At 53.7% G+C, this 16966-nt stretch carries 16 protein-coding genes; 5 read left to right on the top strand and 11 right to left on the bottom strand.

Annotation, left to right across the window (positions count from 1 at the left end; translation table 11 throughout):
* Positions 1-7 precede the first annotated feature (7 nt).
* Positions 8-931 carry a LysR substrate-binding domain-containing protein gene (locus tag F7R27_RS03170; protein WP_151702789.1) on the bottom strand — a complete coding sequence of 308 codons (924 nt, stop codon included), beginning with the start codon at positions 929-931 and terminating at the stop codon, positions 8-10.
* Between the two features lie 155 nt (positions 932-1086).
* Between F7R27_RS03170 and F7R27_RS03165 the strand changes: the two genes are divergently transcribed.
* Positions 1087-2013: an ABC transporter ATP-binding protein gene (locus F7R27_RS03165; protein ID WP_151702788.1), complete on the top strand. Its 927-nt coding sequence runs from the start codon at positions 1087-1089 to the stop codon at positions 2011-2013.
* On the top strand, positions 2010-2771 hold the full coding sequence (locus tag F7R27_RS03160) for an ABC transporter permease (protein WP_151702787.1): 762 nt from the start codon (positions 2010-2012) through the stop codon (positions 2769-2771). Before F7R27_RS03165 ends, F7R27_RS03160 begins: the two co-directional genes overlap by 4 nt.
* A 72-nt stretch (positions 2772-2843) precedes the next feature.
* On the opposite strand, the gene F7R27_RS03155 is transcribed toward F7R27_RS03160, so the two are convergent.
* The gene (locus F7R27_RS03155; protein WP_151702786.1) at positions 2844-3740 is read right to left on the bottom strand and encodes a DMT family transporter; all 897 of its coding nucleotides are present in this window, start codon (positions 3738-3740) and stop codon (positions 2844-2846) included.
* A gap of 122 nt (positions 3741-3862) precedes the next feature.
* Between F7R27_RS03155 and F7R27_RS03150 the strand changes: the two genes are divergently transcribed.
* Positions 3863-4795 carry a LysR family transcriptional regulator gene (locus tag F7R27_RS03150; RefSeq protein WP_240776201.1) on the top strand — a complete coding sequence of 311 codons (933 nt, stop codon included), beginning with the start codon at positions 3863-3865 and terminating at the stop codon, positions 4793-4795.
* A gap of 108 nt (positions 4796-4903) precedes the next feature.
* Here the strand turns inward: F7R27_RS03150 and F7R27_RS03145 are convergent, their stop codons facing one another.
* A complete protein-coding gene (locus F7R27_RS03145; protein ID WP_151702784.1) occupies positions 4904-5407 on the bottom strand; it encodes an STAS domain-containing protein in 504 nt (167 codons plus the stop codon).
* Between the two features lie 3 nt (positions 5408-5410).
* Positions 5411-6736: a PP2C family protein-serine/threonine phosphatase gene (locus F7R27_RS03140; protein WP_151702783.1), complete on the bottom strand. Its 1326-nt coding sequence runs from the start codon at positions 6734-6736 to the stop codon at positions 5411-5413.
* A 191-nt stretch (positions 6737-6927) separates the two neighbouring features.
* On the opposite strand from F7R27_RS03140, the gene olsF reads away from it, so the two are divergent.
* Together olsF and F7R27_RS03130 are read left to right on the top strand one after the other, a co-directional pair.
* Positions 6928-8658 (top strand): bifunctional ornithine lipid synthase OlsF, encoded by a 1731-nt coding sequence (gene olsF / locus F7R27_RS03135; protein ID WP_151702782.1) that lies wholly within the window; start codon positions 6928-6930, stop codon positions 8656-8658.
* A gap of 171 nt (positions 8659-8829) precedes the next feature.
* On the top strand, positions 8830-9348 hold the full coding sequence (locus F7R27_RS03130; RefSeq protein WP_151702781.1) for a disulfide bond formation protein B: 519 nt from the start codon (positions 8830-8832) through the stop codon (positions 9346-9348).
* A gap of 67 nt (positions 9349-9415) precedes the next feature.
* On the opposite strand, the gene F7R27_RS03125 is transcribed toward F7R27_RS03130, so the two are convergent.
* From F7R27_RS03125 to F7R27_RS03095, 7 genes are all read right to left on the bottom strand, one after another.
* On the bottom strand, positions 9416-9805 hold the full coding sequence (locus F7R27_RS03125; RefSeq protein ID WP_151702780.1) for a DUF3461 family protein: 390 nt from the start codon (positions 9803-9805) through the stop codon (positions 9416-9418).
* A gap of 244 nt (positions 9806-10049) precedes the next feature.
* Entirely contained in the window at positions 10050-12602 is a 2553-nt protein-coding gene (locus tag F7R27_RS03120; protein WP_206060360.1) for a chemotaxis protein CheB, read from the bottom strand.
* Complete coding sequence (locus F7R27_RS03115) at positions 12592-13152, bottom strand: PAS domain-containing protein (RefSeq protein WP_168927413.1); 561 nt, start codon at positions 13150-13152, stop codon at positions 12592-12594. The genes F7R27_RS03120 and F7R27_RS03115 overlap by 11 nt, the downstream gene beginning before the upstream one ends.
* A 167-nt stretch (positions 13153-13319) precedes the next feature.
* Positions 13320-14039 carry an HAD family hydrolase gene (locus tag F7R27_RS03110; protein WP_151702778.1) on the bottom strand — a complete coding sequence of 240 codons (720 nt, stop codon included), beginning with the start codon at positions 14037-14039 and terminating at the stop codon, positions 13320-13322.
* Between the two features lie 14 nt (positions 14040-14053).
* Positions 14054-14950, bottom strand: a complete 897-nt coding sequence (locus tag F7R27_RS03105) for an EamA family transporter (RefSeq protein ID WP_206060359.1) — start codon at positions 14948-14950, stop codon at positions 14054-14056.
* Positions 14947-15774: a phosphonoacetaldehyde hydrolase gene (phnX, locus tag F7R27_RS03100; RefSeq protein WP_206060358.1), complete on the bottom strand. Its 828-nt coding sequence runs from the start codon at positions 15772-15774 to the stop codon at positions 14947-14949. Before phnX ends, F7R27_RS03105 begins: the two co-directional genes overlap by 4 nt.
* Complete coding sequence (locus tag F7R27_RS03095) at positions 15767-16921, bottom strand: 2-aminoethylphosphonate--pyruvate transaminase (RefSeq protein ID WP_151702777.1); 1155 nt, start codon at positions 16919-16921, stop codon at positions 15767-15769. The genes phnX and F7R27_RS03095 overlap by 8 nt, the downstream gene beginning before the upstream one ends.
* Positions 16922-16966 lie beyond the last annotated feature (45 nt).

The following is a 16966-nucleotide window of genomic DNA, read 5'->3' as shown; positions in this document are numbered from 1 at the left end:
TTATGAACTACGATTTAAACAGATCCTGCATTTCATCTCGAGCAACCCCGTCACGCGCTAAAATCCAGGCGATAAATTTCTTTATTTTAGGGACCTCACCAGCATTTTCAGGAAACGCTAGATAGTGTGCACCACTACTGGGCATAGCATTCCCCCAGGGAATGACGAGCTTTCCCTCCTCCAGCTCCTGAGCAACCAGGTAGCGCGGCACCATGGCTACACCAAGGCGGGCCTGAGCGGCACAGATACACATGTAGAAGGTTTCAAAGCGCGGCCCCTGATAGCTCTGCTGCATCTGTAGACCTTGATACTGAAACCACTCCTGCCAAACTTCTGGGCGAGATGTACACTGAAGTAGCGTCAGGCTCTCATTCTGCAGTGCCTCCTCGATGTTTTCAGCAAGGCACAACCCGGGCGCACAGACCGGCACTACATCTTCTCCAAACAGTTCAATACAGGTCGCACCGGGCCAACTGCCCTGACCGAAAAAAAACAGGATATCCGCTTTACCCTGCTGCAGATCAAAAGGCTCCAGCTGATTCAGAATATCCAGATGTATGTTGGGGTGCTGATCATTGAATCCCTGTAGCTGAGGAATCAGCCAGCGTGCACCAAAGGTGGGTTGAGTCGCCACTTTCAGCACCTGGGTCTCGCTGCCATAGGAGAGGATATAACGCGAAGCACTGTCGACCTGATTCAATATTCGAGTAACCTCAGCCAGATAAAGCACACCGGCGGGCGTCAGCTTGAGATGACGTCGAGCACGACTGAACAGCTGGTGCTGCAGCAGCTCTTCCAACTGCGCCACCTGCTTGCTGACCGCGCTCTGAGTCAGAAACAACTCATCCGCAGCACGGGTGAAGCTTAAGTGACGGGCCACCGCCTCAAAACACTGCAATGCCGTGGTGGATGGCAAAATAGATCGTGTCATATGCACTCTTTTCTCTGTTGATCAATTGACCTCCGCCCCCTGCTCGGCTGCCATTTTCTAGCATGTCCCGCAGAAATGATCAATTCACGAACTCATGGCAGTATACTTGACACCAGTTTTGAGCCCCCGGCTCAGATGCAACTTAAGGAGGAGAGATGCAACCCATTATTCAGGTTAAACAGCTCAACAAGATCTACCCTGGTGGCTTTCATGCGTTGAAAAATATCGAGCTGGAGATCAGGCGCGGTGAAATCTTTGCGCTGCTCGGCCCCAACGGCGCCGGAAAGACCACGCTGATCAGTGTGATCTGCGGTATCGTCAACCCGGGCGAGGGTCAGGTGTTGGTAGATGGCATGGATATTGTCAGAGACTACAGACAGGCACGCCAGCGCATCGGCCTGGTCCCTCAGGAACTGTCGGTCAGTATATTCGAGACCGTCTGGGACACCGTCACCTTCAGCCGCGGCCTGTTCGGCAAACCGCGTGACCCTGCCTATCTTGAGCAACTACTGCGCGATCTATCCCTGTGGGACAAGCGCAACAACAAGATCATCACGCTGTCAGGCGGCATGAAGCGTCGCGTACTGATCGCCAAAGCACTGTCGCATCAACCCGACATACTGTTTCTGGATGAGCCGACAGCCGGGGTCGATGTCGAGCTGCGCCGGGATATGTGGCAGATGATCCGACGCCTGCGTGACAGTGGCGTCACCATCATTCTGACCACCCACTATATTGAGGAGGCTGAGGATATGGCCGACCGCATTGGAGTGATCAACAAGGGTGAAATCGTGCTGGTGGAGGATAAGAACAGCCTGATGCAGAAACTGGGTAAGAAGCAACTGACCCTGCAGCTGCAGCACCCTCTGCCGACAATCCCTGCAGAGCTGCATAATTACAACCTGCAGCTATCAGAGGATCAACATCAGCTGATTTTCAGTTATGACTCCGACAGCGAGCATAAGGTGATCGTCAATCTGCTGCGCAAGCTTGAGGATCTGGAGATCGAGTTCACCGATCTGCACACCACTCAGAGCTCACTGGAAGATATCTTTGTCGGCCTGCTGGAGGAAACAGCATGAACATCCACGCCATCAAGGCGATCTATCTGTTTGAGCTGGCACGCACCTGGCGCACCCTGATGCAGAGTATCGCATCGCCGGTGCTCTCCACGTCGCTCTACTTCATCGTTTTCGGTTCGGCCATCGGTTCACGCATGGTAGCGATCGACGGTATCAGCTATGGCGCTTTTATCGTACCCGGCCTGATCATGCTGACAGTGCTGACCGAGAGTACATCCAATGCATCCTTCGGTATCTACATGCCGAAGTTCTCAGGTACGATCTACGAGATACTGTCAGCGCCTGTATCAGCGGTCGAAATCGTGATGGGTTATGTCGGGGCTGCCGCCACCAAGTCGCTGTTGCTGGGCTTGATCATACTCGGCACGGCACGCATCTTTGTCGACTACTCCATTGCACACCCCTTCTGGATGCTGGGTTTCCTGATTCTGACGGCGATTACCTTCAGCCTCTTCGGCTTTATCATCGGCGTCATGGCAAACAGCTTTGAACAGCTGCAGATCGTGCCAATGATGGTGATCATGCCTCTGACCTTTCTCGGTGGCAGCTTCTACTCCATCAGCATGCTGCCACCCGTGTGGCAGACCATCACTCTGTTCAATCCGGTGGTCTATCTGATCAGCGGCTTCCGCTGGAGCTTTTACGGTGTGGCGGATGTGAACGTTGGCCTGAGCCTGGGCATGATTCTGATGTTCATGCTGACCTGCGTGGGCATCATCGGCTGGATCTTCAGAACCGGCTACAAAGTGAAGGTGTAAATCCTGTTTGGGTCTGAACACCCAAAGTAAAAAAGGCCGGGCAAATTGCCGGCCTTTTTTGTGCACGATCACTCAGGTAGCACTGGAGCTCTTCGCTCCCGGGGTCGGTCGCAGCAACATGCGGGTACGCCGACGCTCCTGCAATCCGATCAGCACCAGCGGCCCGACAATCATCACCGATCCTGCAATAAACCAGATATCCGGCAGCTCCTGAAACCAGAGCCAGCCGACCGCCAGTGCCGACAACAGGCCAGTGTATTCAGCGCTGGTGACCTGGTTGGCTGGCACATGGCGATAGGCCAGCAGCACAGTCATATGATAGGCCATGATAAACAGCGAAGAGCCTATTGCCGTCAACCACAGAGCCGGTACCCAGGCGTGTCCTTCCCAGATCGCCAGTGCCAGACTGGCTGGCAGAACATAGATATGGCTGATGAACATGCTGTGCACCAGTGTCTGTTTTTTCGGCAGCTTGCGGATCAACACAGCACCTATCGCAAGTGAAAGTGCCACGCCCAGTGCGCTGAGGCTGGCCCAGTTGATCTCAAGCGGCCTGAGAATAACGATGATGCCAAAAAAGCCGCTGACCACTGCTACCAGGGAGAGCGTGGTCAGCTTTTCACGGAAAAACACCACCGAAAAAACCATCACCAGCAACGGCGCGCAATAGAAGAGCGCATTGGCCGTCGCCAGGGGAAGGGTGTTCAGCGCAATAATCATGCAGTAAATGCCAAACAGACTCAGATGCGAGCGCACCAGATGCACCTTGCTACCGGCAAACAGGTTGTCTCGATCAATCTTGCCGATAAAAGGCAGCAGAAAACCCAGCGTGCAGAGCGCACGAATAAAGATGAACTGGAACACCGGAATATCGGCGCCCTGCCATTTGATAATCGCATCTGAAAATACCGCCAACGCATTGCCGATGATCAGCAGAATAATGGCGCTGGTGACTGTCTTGCCTGACATCTGATTCTCCGAAAAACTGACCGACTGGTCTGATATGCGATCACTATAGACAGCAGCCTGTATCATGTATAATGATATTTTTAATCTTAGTATTAGTTATTTGAATAATGAAATTACCTCCGTTGAAAGCCCTGCCCGTGTTTGAGGCGGTCGCCAGACTGAACAGCTTTTCGCGTGCGGCGCAGGAGCTGCACATCAGCCAGAGTGCCGTGAGCCATCAGATCCGCTTGCTGGAGGATTATCTGGGCGAAGCGCTATTTGTGCGCAACGGGCGCTACCTGAGCCTGACCGAGGAGGGTAAAAGCTACTTTGAAACCATCGCATCAGCTCTGTCACAGATAGAGCGTGCAAGTGAGCAGCTGCAGGGACATGAGGATATGCAGGTGCGACTGGCTCTGTTCAGCTCCTTTGCCGTGCGCTGGCTGATTCCACGCCTGCCGGGCTTGCAACGACAGTATCCACAGCTCAACCTGACGCTGGAGATGATGAGTGCCGAGCCTCAGTTATCGGATCGCATATCTGACTGTTTCATCACTCTGCAGCATGAGCAGCGCGGATTCACCTTTGATCTGATCTATTCCGAGCGCCTGTTTCCTGTCTGCAGCCGTACCCTGTGGCAGCGCCTGTGTGCCGATCTTCTGCAGCAGGGGCTCATCAGCAATATGGAACCGGAGAGCATCTCGGCTGAGCATCTGAAGCGCCTGCCACTGCTGTCGACTTACAGTATTTTCGGGGAGAAGGGGGAGGATTGGCGGCGCTGGTTTCAGGAAGCTGGCACTCACCTCCCGGACTCGACACGCTATCAGCACTTCAGCCATATGCTATTAACCCTTGAAGCAGCACGGCATCATCAGGGCATAGCACTGACCAATGATTACATGTATATCCCGTCGGAAGACCCTGACCTGGTGATGCTGCCGACCCATATCATGAAGACCCATGACCGCTTCTATGTCGCCTATAAAAGCAGTCGTCGTCAGGAACCGGGGATACAGATTTTACGCCGCTGGCTGAATGAGCAGGCGCGCGCATCGGGTCTGCTGAGTCCGCACTGAGCTCTTGGCCGAGCGCTTTGTTAAACTCTTTGCTTAGCTCTTTACTGCTGCACACTTTGCTGACATTTTTTACCGATCACTTATATGGAGAGCACGTGTAAGGGCCCGTCACTCCTCCTTGTCGCTTAGATCCTTGCGCAGCATATCCACCACCGGCTGAAACGCCATCCGATTGGCATCATTCAGATCCAGCAAAGCTTCATGCGCCCTCAGGATCATCCGTGCTTTATCCAGCTCAGTATGATCAGCCTCATCGACGGCGGCAAAGATGACTTTTTGATCGGTTGGCTGTGCCACCAGTTCGAACACCTGATCCAGATTGAGATTGATCAGCAACTCGTTCACCTCAGGATGGGTGCTGAAGAGTGTCGGACGTGGCAGACCGCGGGACAGACAGTGCCGCGCCAGACTGGCCAGCAGGCCAACATGCGTACTGTCCATGAAGCTCGCTTCGTTCAGGTCTATCACCACCTGCGAGCAGGCCATCTCATCCTGCTTGAACAGCCGTTCAATCAGATCATCCAGACCACTCGCCAGGGTGTAGCGCAGCTCACCACATAGTTTGAAATAGCAGACGCCCTCATGGCGGGCAAACAGTATCTGATCCTGCATGGCTCAGTCACTCCTGCGCTCGATTTTAAGTAGGGTCAAATCATCGGGCAAAGCCTGATCCTCTGGTATGGAGAGCTTCTCGATGATCTCATCCACCGAGCGTTCAGGTGTGCAGATGCTACTCGTCAGCCTGCGCAGCTTGTCGTCATTGTTCGCTCCCGGCAGCAGATCAAGCACACCATCGGAAAACATCAGTAACCGGCACGAAGGTGGAAGTGGCCTGCTGTGATTCTGATAAACGGAAAAATCAAACATGCCGACCGGGGTACTCTTGAGTTCGATGTACTCCTCACGATTGTGCTCATCGAAGTAAAGCGGCCAGGGGTAGGCACCGGCATTGGCATAACGGAGGGTGTGGTCACGAATGTTCAAGACGCCATAGAAAATCGCAATATACTTGCTCATCTGTTCACGCAGCAGCTCCTGGTTAAGCTCACTGAGCAGAGCCGCCGGATCGGTAATGCGTTCATGCTGTTTGCACTGAAAACCATACAGGCTGGTGCCCATGAAACGCTTCAGGTAAACCGTGACAAAAGCCGAGGCGACACCATGCCCGGACACATCGGCGATATAGAAGCCGACACGGTCATCGTCTATGCGAAAGTAATCCAGAAAATCGCCGCTCATGAACTCCGAGGGCTTCAGGCGGTGGCTGAAATGATATTCACCAAACTGCTTGTGACGCTCGGGCAGCAACTTGAACTGCACCCGTTTTCCTGCGCGCTCACCCTCCTCAAGCGCCTGCAGTGAGGATTTCAGTTTGTCGTGGGCCAGTTGCAGTTCACGTGTTCTCGCCTCCACTTCCGACTCAAGCCGGCTGTTCAGCGTATCCAGATCCCGGATCACGGTATAGGCACGCAAAGAGGAGATAACAGTGGTCAACAGATGATGAGCCGTCAGCTCGGTTTTGGAGCGATAGTCATTGATATCATACTCCTGAACAACCTGTTGCTCAGGGGCATGCCCCGGCTGCCCTGTCCGCAGAATGATTCTGACTCGCTTATTGTGCAGTTCGTCTCGAATATGGTGCACCAGCTGCAGCCCGGCATCCTCCGTTTCCATCACCACATCGAGCAGGATCAGTGCAATATCCGGCTCCTGCTGCAACACCTCCCGTGCATCGCTGGCACTGTAGGCACTGATAAAATCAAGATGCAGCCCCTGAAACAGAAAATCACGCAGCACCACTTTGGTCACTTTATGAACCTCTGGCTCATCGTCCACTATGAGTACTTTCCAGTAAGCCTCTGCACGTTCGAGGGCCGGTGTTTCTTCAGCAAACACCAGCAGTGCATCATCCTCTGGATGAACATCAATATTTTCTGCCATGCTGACTTCCCGGAATGAGTGCCACCAAAATTGAGCAACCCTGCCATAAACAATAGTCAGCAGATGAATGCAGTGCAACATTTTGCTGTCTCTGAGTCGAGTAAGCACTGACATCAAACAGACATCTGCCTGTCATGCCGCTTTCACAGACGCCCCTTAGGCTGAATCCAGTCTGATTAGAGGGGTGAATCATGCTCAATATCGAACAGCTGGTGGACGAAAAATATCCTTCACTGCAAACCAAACCTGCACTTATTCGCCAACCCTTCGTTCAGTTGCTGCGTCAGTTATTCCATGAGTCTGAGGTGAATGCGTTTCTGACCACGCATCAGAGTCTGGGCGCTTTCGAGTTCACAGACAAGGTACTGGAGAACTTCCGTATCAGCTATCTGGTGTCGGCACGCGAAAAAGAGAATATTCCCAGCGAGGGGCGTGTGGTGATAGTGGCCAATCATCCGCTGGGCACACTGGACGGTCTGGTACTGCTGAAGCTGATTGGCGAAGTACGGCGCGATGTCAGGATCATTGCCAATGATCTGCTGTGGCAGTTTGAGCCCCTGCGCCCGCTGCTGATTCCGGTCGACAATCTGACCCAAAGCGGCTATCGCAGGACTGTTCGCGAAGTGACACGCTGCCTGATGCGCGATGAAGCGGTGATTATTTTCCCCGCCGGCGAAGTGTCTCGCGCTGGCCCGACCGGCATTAAGGATGGTCCCTGGCAGAGCGGCTTCGTCCACTTTGCCCGCAAGACCAATGCGCCGATACTGCCGATACACCTGAGCAGCAAAAACTCGGCACTCTTCTATTCATTATCCCTGATCTACCGCCCACTGGGCGGCCTGATGCTGGTCAATGAGATGTTCAAGAAGTATGCCGAAGACCTGCCGGTGCGCGTTGGTGAGGTGATCCCGCTGGAGCGTTTTGATGGTAGCGACCTGCCACTGAAAACCAAGGTCAAACTGCTGCGCAAACATGTCTATCGTCTGCCCAAGAAAAAGAAACCACTGTTTGTCACTGAAAAGCCGATCGCTCACCCGGAAGAGAAACTGCTGCTCAGACGCGAGCTTAAATCTGCCGAGTGCCTTGGAAAAACTCAGGATGGCATGCAGATCTACCTGTTTGATTATCGTCCAGACTCAGCCGTTATGCGCGAATTGGGCAGACTGCGGGAGTTGACCTTCCGCCGCGTGGGAGAGGGCACAGGGCAGCGTATCGATCTGGATGCCTATGATCGTGATTATCAGCACCTGCTGCTCTGGGATGAGGAAGCGATGGAGCTGGTTGGCGCCTACCGCATCGGCGAGGGAAAGAGGCTGATGCAAAACGGAATGGAGCATTTCTACACCAGCAGCCTGTTTCAGTATCAGCCAGCCATGCAGGAGGTACTGCGGCAGTCGGTTGAACTGGGGCGCAGCTTTGTTCAGCCACGTTACTGGGGCAAACGCAGCCTGGACTATCTGTGGTATGGCATCGGTGCCTATTTGCGCTCGCGACCGGATATACGCTACATGCTCGGCCCCGTGTCTATCTCCAGCAAGCTGCCGCAGCAGGCACGCGATCTGCTGGTGATCTATTATCGTCACTATTATGGAGACAATACATATGGCGACACTGCAGCACGAGTGCTGCCGAATGCCCCCTATCAACCAACCGCTGCCGGGATCGCTGAAGCTGACATTCTCTTCGGCTACGAGTGTGCTAAAACCGACTTCATCGCGCTGAAGGAGCGGCTGGATCTGTATGGTGTGACGGTGCCAACCCTTTACAAACAATACACTGAGCTATGTGAGCCGGGTGGCGTCAGGTTTCTGGATTTCAGTGTGGATGCCGATTTCGGTTACTGTATCGATGGTCTGGTGCTGGTAGAGGTGGACAAGGTAAAGAGTAAGAAACGCCAGCGCTACATGTCAGATCTGAAATAACATATCGCGGCTGCAGGATCTGCGGCCGCCACTTGCCTGTTCTGCGCTCACCACCGATAATCCCCTAATGCCACTGCAAATTTTCCTGCAGCCACAGATCCGGCTGGAACTTCATAACCTGATATCAGTCAGATCCACATCTTTTATAACTGAAACTGTCCGGAGTCTAGCTTGAGTTCACATTCGACAGGGGGCATCTGGCCCTTTCTGAATCGCCATGGCCTGCTGATCGCCATGCTGGCATCACTGGGCATTCTCGCCATCGCGTTTTTCCTGGAATATGTGATGGGTATGGAGCCCTGCCCTTTATGCTGGTTGCAGCGTGGAGTTTTCGTGGCGCTGGCAGGAGTAGCCGTGCTGGGGATGCTGTTATCGAACGTACGAGCAGCGCGCTGGCCATTGGTAGCACTGTTCAGTGCCGTAGCGCTGGCGGGTATCGGCATCGCGATGCGCCACATCTACATCAAGATGAATCCGGAAGCAGCCAGTTGCGGTATGGATGTTGAGACACTGCTGGCCTTCATGCCACTCGGTCAGGCGATCATGCAGATGCTGCAGGGCTCTGCAGACTGCGCCACGGCAGCAGATGTGCTGGGTATTCCACTGCCGGTCTGGACCACAATCGGCTACCTGCTCGTCCCCTTCTTTGCCATCAGTCAGTTACTGGGCAAGACTCAGGTTAAAGCCTGATATGCTCTGGGGCGGTTTATCCGCCCCAGACGCTTGATTGGCAAAGACTTATCAACTGAGCCTTGGTTCAAAGCTCTTCGATCTGACGACGCAGGTCAGTAATCTTGCGCTGAACGACTTTTTCCAGATGATCAATCTCTTCCAGCAGCAGTTCCTTGCGGCCGCGTGTCGTGCTTTCCTGAACAATCAGCTGTTCCAGTTCGGCCATTGCACGCAGAAAATGCGGTGAGGACTCAGTGGTTTCACGGTAAGTGACCAGCCCTTCATTAACACGGATTTTCTTGTACAGGCGCTTGAACTTGAACTTCTTGCTCTTCGCAAACCAGTCGCCCGGATCACGGTGAAAGTAGATTTTCAGGATATCCATATCGCCTTCAATGCGAGAGGAAAATTTCTCGATCTCAGAGACATCCTCGATGCCCATCTCTTTCAATGTCTCATACTGCTCTTTAGCCATTGCGGTCCTTCTCCCTTATCGGTAATAACAACAGGTCTTACGACACTCTTGAACACTATTGTGCAAGTCACTCTGTATAGACAAGAGTCTAGTATAGCTCATATCACTTGTGTGATATGCCTATCCAGATCAAGGGTTGTGTCTTTTATCAGTGGCTGCAGTACAGACAGGTGCGGACGAAGTGTTTTGTCGCCTGACATTCAACGGCGAGATATCACCTGTGGCAGCAGAATATGCATGACCTTCACTCTTGCTGCAAATCATCACGCAGGGAATGCTCTAAGGTTTTGGTTGCGGTGATATCCAGCAGGGTAATCACCACGCCGTCAATAACGTTATCCAACCGGCAGTAAGGCATGATTCGCACGGTAAACCAGCGGTTGTCAGTGGTGGTGATCTGTTTCTCTGAAAACACCAGGGTGTTCAGTGTGTTACGGGCATCGTCGTTGAGTTCAGGATACTGCAGGGTGGTGGTGAGGTCACTCAGCGGTCGACCAATATCACCTTCTCGAATGCTGATGATTTTTGAGGCCCGGTCGGTGAAGCGCCGGAGATTCAAATTCTGGTCAAGAAACAGAATGGCAATTTCGATGCTGTTAAGCAGATTTCTCATATCACTTTGAGCAAGGGCGAGATCATCCAGCTTGGTCTGCATTTCTGAATTGATGGTTTGCAGCTCCTCGTTCATCGACTGCATCTCTTCCTTGGAAGTGGTCAACTCTTCATTGGTTGACTGCAATTCCTCATTGGTCGATTGCAGCTCTTCGTTGGCTGACTGCAATTCCTCCCTGGAGGTGCGGTTTTCCTCTTGTAACGCCTGAATTTCATCCTGACACTGTTGTAGTTCTACAGTGTGGGTCTGCTGCGCGGCTGTTTTTGATTGGTTTTTGCTTATTGGGGCGGACTGAGGCGGCGCGATGTCGCGAAAGACAATCATCTTCATGCCACGCAGGGCGGTGGGTTCTCGCAGCGCTTGTACAGTGACATCAACACTCTGTGTGCCACCACCAGGTAATTGCACCTGCAGGGTTTGCAGTTGTAAGGGTTCACTTTGATCTCCGATCTGACGCAGGGCGCTGCCGATGGGAGTTCGCAGGCCTTCCCGAACCATGGCGTGAAAATTCCAATTGGCTTTGCCAGCAGCAGGTTCCAGGTACTTTCCTGTGCGCCCGCTGATATAAACAATATCTCCCTCGTCGTTAACAACCACGGCGGCGGGTGCATAAACCTGCAGTAGTACCTGATCGGCTGCCGTTTGCAGGTTATCCTTTGTTGTAGGGGGGGAATAACTTGGGGGCACAGGAAGCTCCTTGGATATCCGTGGCAGGGGTGGAAAGGATTTGACCGGCAACCGGATGTCGTCGCTCTGAACCTTGTTCTGGCGTCGATAAAGCCGCAGTTTTGATTCAATGGGGGCAAACAACTGAGTATAACGCCCGACCGTTTCTGAACTTCCCAGCAGCAGTACTCCCCCGTCTCGCAGGCTGTAATGAAACAGCGGAATGAGTTTGCGCTGCAGGCTGGGATCAAAATAGATCAGCAGGTTGCGACAGGAGATTAGATCAAGGCGGGTAAAGGGTGGATCAAGCACCACATCCTGCTGGGCGAATAACACCAGGTCGCGGATATCGCTATTAATCTGGTAGCCCTCGTTACGGGGGCTGAAAAAACGTGCCAGACGCTCCGCCGAAACGCTGCTGCTGATTTCCGCAGGGTAATAACCGCGTCGGGCAGTGGCGATGGCATCCGGGCTCAGGTCAGAGGCAAAAATCTGCAGCGTAAAACCATGAGGCTTCGGCAGATTTTCTAGCACCTCGGTGAAAATGATGGCCAAGGAGTAGGCCTCTTCACCGGTTGAGCAACCAACCACCCAGGCACGCAGATTGGGCACTCGGGGCTCTCGTGCCAGCAGTTCTGCCAGAGTGGTTTCCGCCAGATGCTGCCAAACCGCTGTATCACGGAAAAAACGGGTCACCCCAATCAGTACCTCTTTGAACAGCAGGTCGATCTCCTGGGGGTTGTTCCCCAGAAAATCCGCATACAGAGCCAAAGTGGCAATTTCGTGGATCACCATGCGCCGCTCCATGCGACGGTGCAGTGTGCTGGGTTTGTAGAGCGAAAAATCATGGCGGGTTCGCTCTTGTAACAGGCGCAGAATTCGCTGCAAGGGTGTTGACGTCACCTCTGGCTCCACCGAATGTACTTCCGGGGTGCCTTGATCCGGTTTCTGGGCAAGACAGGACAGGATACGGACGGGCAAATCGCCGGGAGGGGCAAGGATATCAACACAGTCTGCTGCGATGGCACTTTGCGGCATGGCATCGTACTGCGCTGTATCGGGCTGCTGCACAGCAGTTAAGCCACCAACACTCTTGATAGCTTGCAGGCCCAGGGTGCCATCAGAGCCCATGCCAGATAACACAACTCCGATGGCATGCTCCCCCTGAGCACTGGCCAGGGATGAAAACAGCACATTGATGGGTAAACGTAACCCTCTGGGCTCTACCGGCTTGGCGAGGTGCAGCGAACCGTCAACCACACTCAGCTCGGTATTCGGTGGGATCACATACACGCAGTTGGGCTTGATGGACATGCCCTGGGTTGCTTCACACACTGGCAAGGGGGTGACACGCTGCAGCAATTCAGCCAACAACGCCTTATGGTTGGGATCCAGGTGCTGCACCACCACATAGGCCATATTACTTTTAGGCGGGATTCCGGCAAGAAACGCCTCCAGCGGCGCTAAACCACCGGCGGATGCACCAAGACCTACAATACGCGTGATCTCAGCACTCACAGCAAGCTAACAGCAGATGTTCACGTCTTGAACAGGTTGATGCCATAAACCGCAGATCACGCGATCCGTTTTTATCCTTAACCAGCTCTGCGATACAGGAATCTTTGTTACCGCTATGCGCCACGCGTTTTAACAAATCGAGCAACAAGGGCCGACTTTGTGCAAGCAAGAAGGTATTAAGGTCCTGCCCTGTTAACTCGTCACGCTCAAGACTAAGAAGCTCGGCTGCGGCATCATTTCCCTGTATGACTTTACCCATGAGATCAACAACAAAATAGCTTATCGGGGCGGAATCATAAAGTTCTCGATAAAGGGATAAATCCTCGGCCAAATCGCGCTCATTCATCGCCATTTCTTCGTTCTGCAGGTCCAGCTCAACCTGGTGAACCTGCAATTCATGGAGCAGTTTTAACGCATCTTCCGCTCTGCCGGGATCACTGGACATGCGGTATAACATCTGCAGGGCATCAACTCCCAGTGGCCACTGCGGATCAGTCCGTGTGGTGCCTGCCTGCAACTGTTGTTCTGCTTTGTTTCGCAGCTCAGTCACGATATGGAACTCATCAGCGCATACAGACATAAAACCCCCGTGTGCATTATCGAAACTTGGTTGACATAACATAGTAGCTTATCCCCGCTTAAATAGTTTGTTGATTTCCAGCAAGCAGATCACGCCTTACCTGCCAACAACCTCAGCGCAGCCATTCGCATACTAGCTCATAACACTTGTGTGATATGCCTATCCAGATCAAGGGCTGTGTCTTTTATCAGTGGCTGCAGTTGTAGACAGGACCATCCCCGACTCATTGACTCCTGCAACAGGCGCGGATTAGGGTTGGTAGGACGTGGTTCATCCACTTTAAGCAACAGCGGTAAGTCATTGTGCGAATCACTGTAAAACCAGGTTTTGCCCGGCTTCATTGCCTGCCGGGACAGGTAGGCCTGCAGATGGGTGATCTTGCCAGCCTGATAACTCAGCGGCAGCTGTGGTCTGCCGGTCAGACAGCCTTGATCCAGCTCGACATCGATACCGATCACTCCATCGAAGTGCAACGCCTGAGCAATCGGCGAGACCAGAAATGACTCACTCGCCGAGATCATCAGCAGATGATCACCCGCCGCGCGATGCGATTCAACCAGCTCTTTAGCCTCAGGATAGATCAGCTTCAGCAACTCATCACGTACAAATGCACGAGCTGCCAGCTCAACCTGACTGATCTGGCGCCCGATCAAGGGGGACAGATTCAATGCCAGATAAGCTTCCATATCCAGATCAGCATGGTTATAGGTATCCATCATCTGACGATGACGTGTCCAGAAGTCGTTATCCTTGATCCAGCCCAGACGCTGCATCTCGGCAGCCCAGCTTTCGGAGCTGTCTGCTGCAAGCAGGGTATGATCAAGATCGAAAATAGCCAGATTGGCGTTACAGGTCATGGTGTAGAGTCTCTTCAGTTCAGGGCAACCAGCAGCAGCCCCAGTAACATTATTGTCAGTGCTCCCCACTTCAGTAGAGAGGTTGTTTCCTTGAGCCAGAAGATTCCCAGTAGAGCCCCGATTGGAATGGACGCTTGCCTCAGTGCCACCAGATAACTCACCTCAGTAGTGAAAGCCATCGCCACCAGTACCAGACCATAGGTACAGAGCACCATGATGCCGGCAATAATAAATGGGATGGGGCTACTGGATAGTAGCTGTCGCAGTACAAGACGCTCCTGTGGAATCAGCCAGACCATCGGCAGCATCCAGATCAATGCTGCCCCAGCCTGCAGAATCATATAATGGGTGCCGGCCAGCACAGCTGACTGGCCACTGCCGGTCATCAGATCGATCGCCGCCTTATCCAGCAGTGAATAGCCCACTGTTCCAAGCGCCGCCAGCAAAATGAATCCCAGTGCCGGGGTCAGATAGACCGACGGCCGAAAATCACGCAGATGCATCAACGGCAGCAGCAGGCTGGCCAGCAGGATCAACGCCATGCCAAACCAGCCCTGGGTACTGATATTGAGTCTGTCGAGCAGTATCAGACTGAAAGCAGGCACCAAAAGCACCGGTAATGCGCGCGCCAGAGGATAGAGCACACTGATCTCGCCGCGGGCATAAGCCCAGGCCAGCCCTGCCATATAGACCGCCTGACAAAGACCCGATGCCAGCCAGATCCACCAGAAACTGGCTGGCAGTTGCATAAACCTCAGATCCAGCAACAGCAGCGGCGACAACAGCAGTCCTCCCGCCAGCATTGCCAGTGTAAAGAACGCCAGTGATGGCGCCTGACGCTTGCCCAGCAGATTCCAGCCCGCATGCATTGCGGCGGATATCAGCACTAACGTCAGGGCCAGGGTGCTCAAGGATGTTCTTCCATCGCCAGACGACGGTTGATCTCCAGAATCACTTCTGGCAACTGCGCCACTGTGTCGATCACGTAGTGGGCACCACTGCACGCCAACGCCTGTCGCGCCTTGGCCGATAACCTTGTCTGCTCGTCAGAGGTAAGCTCCTGCCACTGTGCCAGCGTAAGCCCCGTCTGATTCCCGGACACCGCCACAGCAACCGTCCACATACCTGCGTTCAAACCCTCTTCGATGCCGACGGCGGTATCATCCACCTTGATACAGGCTTGAACACAATTGACACCCAGGTCCTGCGCATTCTGCAGACACATCCAGGGGCTCGGCCGACCGATAGGAACATCACTGGCGCTGACCAGTGATCGCGGCGTCAGGCCCTGCTCAGCCAGTAATGGCAGCAGCTCTTCAATCATCTCGCGACTGTAGCCGGTGTTGAGGCCAACACCTATCTGCTGCTCGGCACAGAAATCAAGCAGCGTCGTGACACCCGGTATCAGATCAGATGTTTCGGCAATCGCGCGCTGTTGATGAACAACGAAATCACGATACAGCTGATCCACCTGCGCCACGCTGGCAACCTCGCCATATTGCGCCAGCCAGGCCTGATGCACGCGGGGTTCGGCCAACAGCGCCAGAATATGGTCCCGCTTTTCCATCCCCATCGGGCGACGGGCTTCTGCCTCTGTCACCGGCACTCCCGCATCAGCAAAGAGCGCCTGAAAAGCACGGATCGGTGCCATTGATCCGAAATCCATACAGGTGCCGGCCATATCCATGATGACAGCCTGAATCGGGCCAGTATATCGGCGCTGAAACTTATACATGATTGGCCTCACTCGGTTTCGTCACCACACCGTTCATCTTTACCCCCATCACCTCGCAGGCCTCACCAATCGCGAGCAGCACTGCATCAATCTGCTCATCAAACAACTGTCCGATACAGCCGATGCGGAAGCTGTCCACCTCTGTCAGCTTACCGGGATATAGCAGAAATCCCCGCTGCTTCACCTCATCATAAAAACGCATGAATTCAAATGCGGGCTGTTGCGGCGACAGAAAGGTCACAATAATCGGTGACAGCCATTGTGGCTCCAGCAACGTTGAGAACCCCATCGCCTGCATGCCAGCCACCAACCTATCCCGATTACGGCTATACCGCGCCAACCGCCCTGCTACACCTCCCTCCTGCTCATGCTCCTGGAGCGCCTGCACAAAGGCTGCGACCACATGCGTCGGAGGGGTGAAGCGCCACTGCCCAGCCCTTTGCATGTACTGCCATTGATCATGCAGATCCAGCGACAGCGACAGTGCATTCCCGGCCGCTTGCTCCAGCAGATCCTGACGGATCAGGGCGAAGCCAAACCCCGGCACGCCTTCAAAGCATTTATTGGCAGAGGAGATCAGCGCCGCAAGGTTCAATTCGCGCAGATTCACCGGCAGAGCACCGAAAGCACTCATCGAATCCACTATCAGCAACCGCCCCAGGCTACTCACAACAGCTGCAATCGCTTCCAGGGGATTGAGGATACCGGAGCTGGTTTCACAATGGATCAATGCCACATGTGTGATGCCAGAATCAGCTATCAGCGCTGCTTCCACTTCATCGGGCAGAGGTGGCGCATAGTCTCCCTTGTCGATAACAACATGAGCCAGACCACGACGTGCCAGTATCCGAGCCAGACGCTGTCCATAGGCCCCATTGATCAGCACCAGTGTTTTACTGTCGGACGTCAGCAACGTATCCAGTACAGCCTCGACGGCAAATGTTCCGCTGCCCTGAATCGGTACACAGGCATAGGGCTCGCCCTCACCCTCAGCCACACCCGCCACCTGCAGCAGCCGCTCGCAGATGCCGGTTGTCAGCCGATTAAAATCCTCATCCCAGGAGCCCCAGTCCTGTTGCATCGCCGCCTTGACGCTTTCACTGGTGGTCAGGGGGCCGGGAGTCAATAAATAGGGTACTTGTTTCATTTGGTATATACCAGATTATTGAATTAAATTTTTTTAGCCTGATCA

The sequence above is a fragment of the Nitrincola alkalilacustris genome (genome assembly GCF_008973755.1).
Classification (GTDB): Bacteria; Pseudomonadota; Gammaproteobacteria; order Pseudomonadales; family Balneatricaceae; genus Nitrincola; species Nitrincola alkalilacustris.
Note: the sequence above shows the minus strand (reverse complement) of the source record. Positions and strands in the feature narration are given on the sequence as shown.